Here is a 9,382-nt window from a genome sequence, read left to right as displayed (position 1 = left end):
GACGAAGACGCCTGAGCTCGTGCGGAAGCGATTGAACGGCATCACTGCTTCTTTCACAGCGACAGGGCCGTCAGGTGTGGGGAACGCTCCATCGCCGTCCTTGGGCAGCCAGCCTTGGGCTCGCAGCTCATCAATCGTGCGCCCCAGCATGATCAAGGCAGCCGCCTTCGCCAACGAAGTGTTGGTGGCCTTAGAAACGAACGGTACTGTACGCGAGGCACGAGGGTTCGCTTCGAGCACGTAGAGGGTATCGCCCTGGAGCGCGAACTGGATGTTGATGAGTCCTCGCACACCCACGCCCTTGGCGATTGCCTCGGTGGCCGCCCAGATCTGCCGGGTGGCGGCGTCGGCCAGTGTGATAGGCGGCAGGACGCAAGCTGAGTCACCTGAGTGCACACCTGCTTCCTCGATGTGCTCCATGATGCCGCCGACGTAGAGTTGCTGCCCGTCGTAGAGCGCATCGACGTCGACTTCGACGGCATCGGACAAGAATCGGTCGACGAGCACGGGTTGGTCGTCACTGACTCTCGCGGCTTCGGTGATGTATTTGTCGAGCGCAGTGTCGCTGTAGACGATCTTCATGCCCCGCCCGCCAAGTACATAGCTGGGGCGCACGAGCACCGGGTACCCGATTTCGGCGGCGATGGCCCGCGCTTCCGACTGGCTGTGCGCCATCCCGTGTTTCGGAGTCATCAGCTGAGCTTTCGCGAGCACGCGGCCGAAGGCACCGCGCTCCTCAGCAAGGTCAATCGCTTCGGGACTTGTTCCGACGATGGGAAGGCCAGCCTCTTTCAACATTTGGGCGAGCCCGAGCGGCGTTTGCCCGCCGAGCTGACAGATGACACCCGCAACCGGACCCGCTTGCGCCTCCGCGTGATAGATCTCCAGCACATCTTCGATGGTCAGGGGCTCGAAGTACAGTCGATCAGCCGTGTCGTAGTCAGTGGAGACCGTCTCCGGATTGCAGTTGATCATGACGGTTTCGTACCCGGCCTCGCGAAGCGCCTGCACTGCGTGGACGCAGGAGTAATCGAACTCAATGCCCTGTCCGATCCGGTTCGGGCCGGATCCGAGGATGAGGACTGCTTCCTTGGTGCGCGATGGTACCTCCGACTCCTCCTCATACGTTGAGTAGAGGTAGGGCCTGCGTGCCGGGTGAGCGCCGGCGCACGTGTCCACCATCTTGTAGGCGGGGCGGATGCCGAGTGCGTGGCGCACCCCACGCACTACGTCCTGCCTGATGGAGCGTATCTGGGCGATCTGCTCGTCGGAGATACCGAGCCGCTTCGCCTGCCACAGCAACGCCGGTGTGAGCTCGTCGGCATCGCGAAGCTGGTTCGCCATCTCGAGTATGAGCACGAGTTGATCGATGAACCACGGGTCGATCTTGGTGGCGTCAAACACCTGCTCGACGCTAGCCCCAGCGCGCAGCGCTTCCATCACGGCCTGCAGCCTGCCGTCATGCGGGCGCACGAGCTGCGGCAACAACTCGTCGAGGGGGCGAGGCTCGGACACGAAGTCGAACGGCGCATCGGGGCTTTCGAGTGAACGCAGCGCCTTGCCCAGCGCTTCAGGGAATGTTCGGCCGATGCCCATTGTCTCGCCGACGGACTTCATGTGCGTGGTGAGCGTAGAGTCCGCGGCGGGGAACTTTTCGAACGCAAACCGGGGCGCTTTCACGATCACATAGTCGACGGTGGGTTCCTCGAGTGCGGTCGTCACGCCGGTCATGTCGTTGGTGATCTCGTCGAGGGTGTATCCGACGGCAACCTTGGCGGCGATCTTAGCGATGGGGTATCCCGTCGCCTTCGATGCCAGCGCGGAGCTACGTGAGACGCGGGGGTTCATCTCAATCACAACCATGCGGCCGTCGTCGGGGTTGATGGCGAATTGAATATTGCATCCACCGGATTCAACGCCGACGTCACGGATGATGCCGTGGCCGATGGCGCACATGCGCTCAACTTCAGGAGCCGTCAGGGTGAGGGCAGGCGCGACGGTGATCGAGTCGCCGGTGTGCACACCCATCGGGTCAAGGTTTTCAATAGTGCAGACGGTGACGATGTTGTCCGCACTGTCACGCATGAGCTCTAGCTCAAGTTCCTTCCAACCGAGAATCGATTCCTCGATCAGCACCTCAGTGACTGGGCTCGCAGCCAGGCCGGCGCCGGCGATGGAACGCAGCTCAGCCTCGTCGTGGGCGAAGCCTGAACCCACGCCGCCCATGGTGAAGCTGGGACGAACAACCACGGGGTAGCCGAGTTCATCCGCGGCGCGAAGCACTTCGTCCATCGAATGGCAGCTCGCTGAACGCGCCACCTCCGGTGCGCCGCCTTCAACGTAATCCATGCTCTCGACGATGTGTTTAAACTCGTCACGGTCTTCCCCGCGCTGGATCGCCTCGACAGAAGCGCCAATCAGTTCGACGCCATAGCGTTCCAGCACACCTGTTTCGTGCAACTTGACGGCGGTATTGAGCGCAGTCTGTCCGCCGAGGGTAGCCAGCAGCGCGTCGGGGCGTTCCTTGGCGATCACCTGCTCGACGAACTCGGGTGTGATGGGTTCCACGTACGTCGCGTCTGCGAAATCGGGGTCGGTCATGATCGTTGCCGGGTTGGAGTTCACCAGCACCACCCGGTAGCCCTCGCTGCGGAGCACGCGACAGGCCTGCGTCCCGGAGTAGTCGAACTCGCAGGCCTGGCCGATGACGATCGGCCCGGAGCCGATCACGAGAATGGTGGAAATATCGTTGCGACGAGGCATCAGGCATCCTTTCGAGCGCGCAGTTCGGCCAAAACGGCATCGGTATCGGTGCGCGTGGTCACCACGCCCCACAAGGGACCGTGTTGGCTGAGGTGACGCATCAGCGCGCGTGTGTCAACCTCGGTAAGGGCAACGATGTCGTCAGCGATGAGGGCTTCGTCCAGGCTTCGCGTGGAGCGGAAGTTCGACGGTTTCGGGGCCTTGTCGCGTATGATCACCGCGGAGGCCTGGATGCGCTCTGAGCGGGAGTCCTCGTCGTTCCACCCAGTGTTGCCGATGTGCGGCGTGGTGAACACAAGGATCGATCCTGCAGCGTCGGGGTCGGTGAGGGCTTCCTGGTAGCCGACCATGGCAGTGCATGCCCTCACCGGGCCATACGCCTCTCGATCTCGTCCGAAGCTTGAACCTCGAAATATTCGGCCGTCTTCCATCACGAGAAATGCAGGGCGCATGGTCACCTTTCGGTCTTTATTCCGTGGTCGTCCTCACTGCCTGCCCGAGCAGGCCGTTGAGGAAAGCTGGCGATTCGTTCGTCGACAGCCATGAAGCAAGCTCCACGACCTCCGACACTACGACAGCATCGGGAGTATCCGTGTGGTCAATCTCGAAAATGGCCATGCGGGCGAGATTACGGTCGACACGTGGCATACGCTGCAACGTCCAGCCGTTGGTGCAGGACTCCGTGATCCGCTGATCGATGGCCTGCTGGTGCTCGGCCACGCCTTCGACGATCACTTCGGTGAGCTCGCGCAGTGGACGTTCCGCGAGGTCTCGCTGCTGTTCCAGCACATCGCGGATGCTCAGGCCCCGCGCGTCCGCCTGGAACAAAATGTCTAGCGCGGATTTGCGGGCCTTCGTCTGCGTCGAGAAACGGGGATCGACGTCACCCACGGTCACACGCGGCCGAGGTAGGAGCCGTCGCGGGTGTCCACCTTGACGCGCTCACCCTGAGTGATAAACAGGGGCACCTGAATCTGCTTGCCGGTTTCGAGAGTGGCCGGCTTGGTGCCGCCGGTGGAGCGATCGCCTTGCAGACCGGGTTCGGTGTAGGTGATTTCGAGTTCCACCGACGCAGGCAGCTCCACGAAGAGCGGGGTGCCTTCGTGCAGCGCGACGATGGCGTCCTGATTTTCCAGCATGTAGTCCTTCGCTTCACCGACGGTGACGTCCGGAACATAGATCTGGTCGTAGGTGTCGTTGTCCATGAAGACGTAATCGGAGCCGTCAATGTAGAGGTACTGCATAGCGCGACGATCGACCGTCGCCATCTCCACCTTGGTATCAGCGTTGAACGTCTTATCCACGGTCTTGCCGGATAGGACTGCCTTCAGTTTCGAGCGCACAACGGTGTTGCCTTTGCCAGGCTTGTGGTGCTGGAACCACATCACTTGCCAGAGCTGACCGTCGAGGTCGAGCACCATGCCGTTCTTGAGATCGTTGGTGGAAACTGCAACCACGATATGCCTTTCATTCGACTGAACCCGTGTTAGGCCGAAGAATAGTCTACTGGAATCCTCACGAGCGCTCCGTGCCTGGCAGCCTTCGGTTTTGATTGCCCTATATAGGCTGGGTTGCAAGGTGACGATTGGTCGCCTTGACGAAAGGAGAGCCCATGGGACTCGGAGACGATATCAAGAACCAGGCCGAAGACCTCAAAGGTCAGGCGAAGGAAGGCATCGGTGAAGCCACCGATAATGAGCAGCTGCAGTCTGAGGGCAAGCTCGACCAGCTTGGCGCGAAGACCAAGCAGGGTGTGGAAGACCTGAAGGAGAAGGCCGCTGAAACCTTCAACGACATTGCCGATAAGTTCGACAAGAAGGACTGACTTCGTCGATCACGGTACGTGGGCGCCACCTGGCTCTTGCCGGTGGCGCCCACTTGTCTTGATGGCCCCGATGTCGGGGTCGGACTGGTCGTCGTTACTTTTTCACCAGGATGACGTACAGCGTTCTGGGGCCGTGTACCCCTTCAACGCGGCTCAATTCGATGTCACTCGTCGCAGAGCCCCCCGAAATCCAGGTGATGGGGCGACGATCATCCACTGCGCCTCGTAGCCTGGCAACTCCCTCGGGGACATCGCTCACCACTTGATCTGCACGCACCACACAGACGTGGCGGTCGGGCAAGAGGCTGAGCGCTCGTCGGCCCTGGCCGGGGCCATGGTCGAGCGCGATGGTGCCCGAATCCGCCATCGCCACGGCGCAGGTGGTGACTACGGTGTCAATCTCGTTGAGTTCATCGTGGGTGAGCTGCGGCTCGTCGAGGTGCACGGTGACGTTCGCCGCCTTGACCGCGTCAATCCAGCCGTCGGGAACACCGTCAGGAACCACGACATGCTCCGAGCCGAGCGTCTTGAGTGCCTCGGTCAGCGCCTTCTTCACTGCTGAATCGCTGACCTGTACGACGGTGGCGCGGTAGTCCTCAATCTTTTCGACGAGATCCGCGAGCACGTCCTTCGTGCCGAGCGGTTGACCGTACGTCCACTCGACAGCGATATCCGTCTCCTTCTCCGACGAAGGAACATCGGCCAGGGCCTTGCGCACCCTGCCAAGGATCACTTCCTTTGCTCCCATGGTCAGCTCCTCTTCTCCTTCTTCCACCAGTCGCGGAAGGTCTTCGTGGGTGGCGGCTCAACGTCGCGAGCATTCGTCCACTTATTCACCAGCGGAACGGGCAGTGGGCCAATCCATTTCTTTCCGAACACGTGTCCTGCGGTCTTGGAGGCACGCTGCACAGTCTCGAGATGACTGCCCTTAGACATGACCCAGCCAGCCATCTTCATGAGGCCCTGCTCCACCGTCGGATGCTTCGAGGTCTTTTTCTCAGCAACGCGACGCCGTTGGTCTACGAGAATGTCGGTGAACGGAATACGTACCGGGCACACCTCGTTGCAGGCTCCGCACAGACTCGAGGCGTACGGCAGCGCTTGGTCTACCTTCGACGTGATCCCTCTCAACTGCGGGTTCAGGATGGCGCCGATGGGCCCGGGGTACGGGGACCCATAGGCGTGGCCACCTGCACGCTCGTAGACGGGACAGATGTTCAAGCAGGCCGAGCATCGGATGCATCGCAGCGCGGCGCGGCCGAGCGGATCGGCGAGCACATCGGTGCGCCCGTTATCGAGCAACACGACGTGGAGATCCTGTGGTCCATCGCCTTCTGACACGCCGGTCCACATGGAGGTGTAGGGGTTCATTCGCTCACCAGTGGATGAACGCGGCAGCAGCTTGAGGAACACCTCGAGATCCTCGAACGTGGGGAGGATCTTCTCAAGGCCCACCACGCTGACGAGCGTTTCAGGAAGGGTGAGGCACATGCGGCCGTTGCCCTCAGACTCGACGATGACGAGCGTGCCCGTCTCGGCGACGATGAAGTTTCCGCCGGAAATCGCCATCTTTGCGCGGAGGAACTTCTCCCGCAGGTGCAGGCGCGCGGCCGCGGTGAGTTCGGGCGGGTCGTCGCTGATGCCCTCGGGCGCTGGCTTGCCGTAGCGGCCCATCTCGGCTTCGAAGATCTCGCGAACCTCAGAACGGTTGCGGTGAATGGCTGGCACGAGGATGTGGGATGGCAGGTCATGCCCCAACTGCACGATGAGCTCCGCGAGGTCGGTTTCCCAAGCGGCGATGCCTTCCTTCTCGAGGTGCTCGTTGAGGTCGATTTCTTGGGTGGCCATCGACTTGATCTTGACGACCTCGTCGACGCCCTTCTGCTTCGCGATGCGCGTGACGATTTCATTCGCCTCTTGAGCATCGCGTGCCCAGTGGACGGTGATTCCGGCCTTGGTCATAGCCTCTTCGGCCTGCTCGAGGTAGTAATCGAGGTGGCGCCCAACGCGGTTCTTGATCTGCTCCGCAGCGGTGCGTAGCTCCTCCCAGTTCGGCACCTCGCTGGCCCGGACGACGCGCTTTGCGCGGATGGTGCTCGTCGCGTGGCGGAGGTTCTTGCGCTGGATGGAGTTCTCGAGTTCAGATTTCACCGCCTCGGGGAACGGTGGGATGCCGAGCCATGCTCCCTCTGGCGGGGCGGGGGTCAAACGTTCGACGGTCATCGCGCTTCCTCCTTGGTGCTAGCGAGGATCTCGACGAGATGGATAGTTTGTACGCCGGAATGCTGGCGGTGCAGCATGCCGCCGATGTTCATCAGGCAGGCGTGGTCGCCGCCGACGACGTACTCGGCGCCGCTATCGATCACGTGCCGAGCCTTATCGGAGGCCATGGCGACCGACATGTCCGAGTTCTTCAGTGAGAACGTGCCGCCAAATCCGCAGCACTGGTCGGCCTCGGGCAGGTCGACGAGCGTGATGCCCCCGACGGCTTCCAGGAGCTGCATCGGCTTGTCCCCCAGCTTCAGCATGCGCTTGCCGTGGCAGGACGGGTGGTAGGTCACCTTGTGCGGGAACCAAGCCCCCACGTCCGTGACGCGCAGCACGTCGACGAGGAACTCGGCGATGTCGTAGGTGCGCTTCGCGGTGGCGGCCGCATCGCGCGCGAGGCCGGCGTCGCCCACATGATTGGCGATCATCTCGTGCTGGTGGTGCACGGAGGCCACGCATGAGCCGGAGGGCGCGACGACGTATTCCGCGTCGCCGAAGCTCTTCACGTAGTTACGGACGGTGCCCTCGGTTTCCTTGAAGTAGCCCGTGTTGGCCATGATCTGGCCGCAGCAGGTCTGTTCCTTTGGGAACTCCACCTTGCATCCGAGGCGTTCGAGCAGTTTCACCGTCGCGATGGGAACGGATGGTTTCATGGTGTCCGTGATGCAGGTGGCGAACAGTGCCACCGTGATCCCGGCACCTGGAAGTGTGGCTGTGGTCATGCTTATTCCTTTCAGATCAGCCAGCTGAGGACCGGTGTCGACATCAATCCGACGATGACGCACATCAATGCGAGCAGAATGAGGCTCCATTTGAAGACCTTGCGCAACACCACAGACTCGCTGCCGACCAGGCCGATGGCAGTAGCGGCGATGGTGAGCGACTGGGGCGAGATCATCTTGCCGACGACGCCGCCTGCGGCATTGGCGCCAACGAGCAGTTCACGCATGCCCTGCACTCCGAGATGGCTGCCTTGGCCGATCTCCTGACCGACGGTGGACTGCAGGCCGGAGAACAGGATGTTGGCGGAGGTATCCGAGCCGGTCACGTAGGTGCCGATCCAGCCGAGGATGGGTGACAGGGCCGCGTAAATGGATCCGGCTGCAGCGATGAAGAAGCCGAGGGCGAGCGTCTGGCCGGAGTCGCCCATCACATAGGCCAGTGCGACGACCAGTCCAATCGTGAGGGCGGAGAACCGCATCTTCTTCATGTTTTCCCACAGTACGGCGAAGGTCTGACCCAAAGACATCTTGTAAATGATGCCGGTCAGGATGGCCACGATGGCGAGCAAGATGCCTGGCGACGAGGCCCACAGCAGCGTGTACGTCTGGTGCGAGGCCGGGCTGCCGTCGAGGCCCATCAGGTTGCCGAGCAACGGCCAAGCGAAGCTCACGTCGAGCGACTTCAGGAACGTCTTCACCGCGGGGATGGATGCGATGCCGAACACCACGATCACCATCAGGTAGGGCACCAGTGCCATGACGATTCGGTTGGTGGTGAGCTGAGGCTGACCCGCGTCATCGTGGACGGCGGGCTCCCAATCCTTCTCGACCTCGGGCGCCATCATCTCGCTAATGCGCCCCTTAGCGTCGGTGCCGCCGGTTGGGTGCCACAACTTGAGGAAACCGAGCGTGACGGCGATACTGACCACGGCTGCGAACATCTCGGTCAGGTTGAACAGCGGCGTGGAGCTCACGATCCACTTGGTGATACCGAATGAAACACCGATGACGAGACCCACCGGCCAACACTGCTTCAGCCCCTTGGCGCCGTCCATCACCAGCAGAATGAGGAAGGGAACGATGAGGCTCAGCATGGCGGTGATACGTCCGCTGATCGGGGCGACGGCGAGCACATCCAGTTCAGCCGTCTGGGCAGCAACGACGATGGGCAAGCCGACGGCGCCAAATGCCACCGGGACGGTGTTGGCGAGCAGCGCCACCATGGCGGCTCGAATGGGCGAGAAACCGACCGCGATGAGCATGGCAGCGGCGATCGCGACCGGCGCCCCGTAGCCTGCGAGGGCTTCTAGAAGACCGCCAAAGCTGAACGCGATGATGAGACCTACGACACGCGGATCATCTGAGATGAGGAAGAACGTGCGTCGAAGATCTTCGAAGCGCCCCGACTTCACAGTCACCTCGTACATCCAGATTGCGGTGAGCAGAATCCAGACGATCGGGAAGATGCCGTAGAGAATGCCGTGCGCGCTTGTGGAGAGCGCCATCACCACCGGCATCCGGAACGCTGCAATCGCCACTATGAGTGCGACGCCCCACGACGCCAATGCCGCGTAGTGGGCCTTCCACCGCAGCGCTCCCAGCGTGGCAAGCATGCAAATAATGGGCAGTGACGCCAACAGCGCGGACAGCCACAGCTGCCCAGTAGGGTTCGTCTCCGGGACGAATGTCTGAAGCAAAGTCATGGTTGAACTCCGTTGTTCTGGCTACAGCAGCACTTTAATACTACTGCACGTCGTAAATTATAACGGTCGGACCAATTTGTCAATGCGTTGGGGATAGGTTC

At 61.7% G+C, this 9,382-nt stretch carries 9 protein-coding genes; 1 reads left to right on the top strand and 8 read right to left on the bottom strand.

Features of this window, described 5'->3' with window-relative positions:
• From carB to efp, 4 genes are all read right to left on the bottom strand, one after another.
• Positions 1-2,763: carbamoyl-phosphate synthase large subunit (gene carB / locus Q0X61_RS03940; protein ID WP_297740562.1), on the bottom strand; the 2,763-nt coding region annotated here is incomplete at its 3' end.
• The gene (locus tag Q0X61_RS03935) at positions 2,763-3,215 is read right to left on the bottom strand and encodes a carbamoyl-phosphate synthase domain-containing protein (protein WP_297740560.1); all 453 of its coding nucleotides are present in this window, start codon (positions 3,213-3,215) and stop codon (positions 2,763-2,765) included. The genes Q0X61_RS03935 and carB, both read right to left, overlap by 1 nt.
• Positions 3,216-3,231: 16 nt before the next feature.
• The gene (nusB, locus tag Q0X61_RS03930) at positions 3,232-3,654 is read right to left on the bottom strand and encodes a transcription antitermination factor NusB (RefSeq protein WP_297740558.1); all 423 of its coding nucleotides are present in this window, start codon (positions 3,652-3,654) and stop codon (positions 3,232-3,234) included.
• 2 nt (positions 3,655-3,656) lie between these two features.
• Positions 3,657-4,220 carry an elongation factor P gene (gene efp, locus Q0X61_RS03925; RefSeq protein WP_297740556.1) on the bottom strand — a complete coding sequence of 188 codons (564 nt, stop codon included), beginning with the start codon at positions 4,218-4,220 and terminating at the stop codon, positions 3,657-3,659.
• Positions 4,221-4,375: 155 nt separating this feature from the next.
• Between efp and Q0X61_RS03920 the strand changes: the two genes are divergently transcribed.
• A complete protein-coding gene (locus Q0X61_RS03920) occupies positions 4,376-4,588 on the top strand; it encodes a CsbD family protein (protein ID WP_297740554.1) in 213 nt (70 codons plus the stop codon).
• A gap of 94 nt (positions 4,589-4,682) precedes the next feature.
• Here Q0X61_RS03920 and Q0X61_RS03915 read toward each other — a convergent pair whose 3' ends face one another.
• Genes Q0X61_RS03915 through Q0X61_RS03900 form a run of 4 tightly spaced genes read right to left on the bottom strand, consistent with a single transcriptional unit; the run spans position 4,683 to position 9,281 of the window.
• Positions 4,683-5,336 (bottom strand): lactate utilization protein C, encoded by a 654-nt coding sequence (locus Q0X61_RS03915; protein WP_297740552.1) that lies wholly within the window; start codon positions 5,334-5,336, stop codon positions 4,683-4,685.
• A 2-nt stretch (positions 5,337-5,338) separates the two neighbouring features.
• On the bottom strand, positions 5,339-6,811 hold the full coding sequence (locus Q0X61_RS03910; RefSeq protein ID WP_297740550.1) for a LutB/LldF family L-lactate oxidation iron-sulfur protein: 1,473 nt from the start codon (positions 6,809-6,811) through the stop codon (positions 5,339-5,341).
• Positions 6,808-7,578, bottom strand: coding sequence for a (Fe-S)-binding protein (locus Q0X61_RS03905; RefSeq protein ID WP_297740548.1), 771 nt, complete (start codon positions 7,576-7,578; stop codon positions 6,808-6,810). Before Q0X61_RS03905 ends, Q0X61_RS03910 begins: the two co-directional genes overlap by 4 nt.
• An 11-nt stretch (positions 7,579-7,589) precedes the next feature.
• Positions 7,590-9,281 carry an L-lactate permease gene (locus Q0X61_RS03900; RefSeq protein ID WP_297740546.1) on the bottom strand — a complete coding sequence of 564 codons (1,692 nt, stop codon included), beginning with the start codon at positions 9,279-9,281 and terminating at the stop codon, positions 7,590-7,592.
• Between the last annotated feature and the right edge of the window lie 101 nt (positions 9,282-9,382).

Origin of the sequence: uncultured Tessaracoccus sp. (genome assembly GCF_947255005.1) — a bacterium.
Taxonomy (GTDB): domain Bacteria; phylum Actinomycetota; class Actinomycetes; order Propionibacteriales; family Propionibacteriaceae; genus Arachnia.
This window is presented reverse-complemented; position numbering and strand designations above follow the sequence as displayed.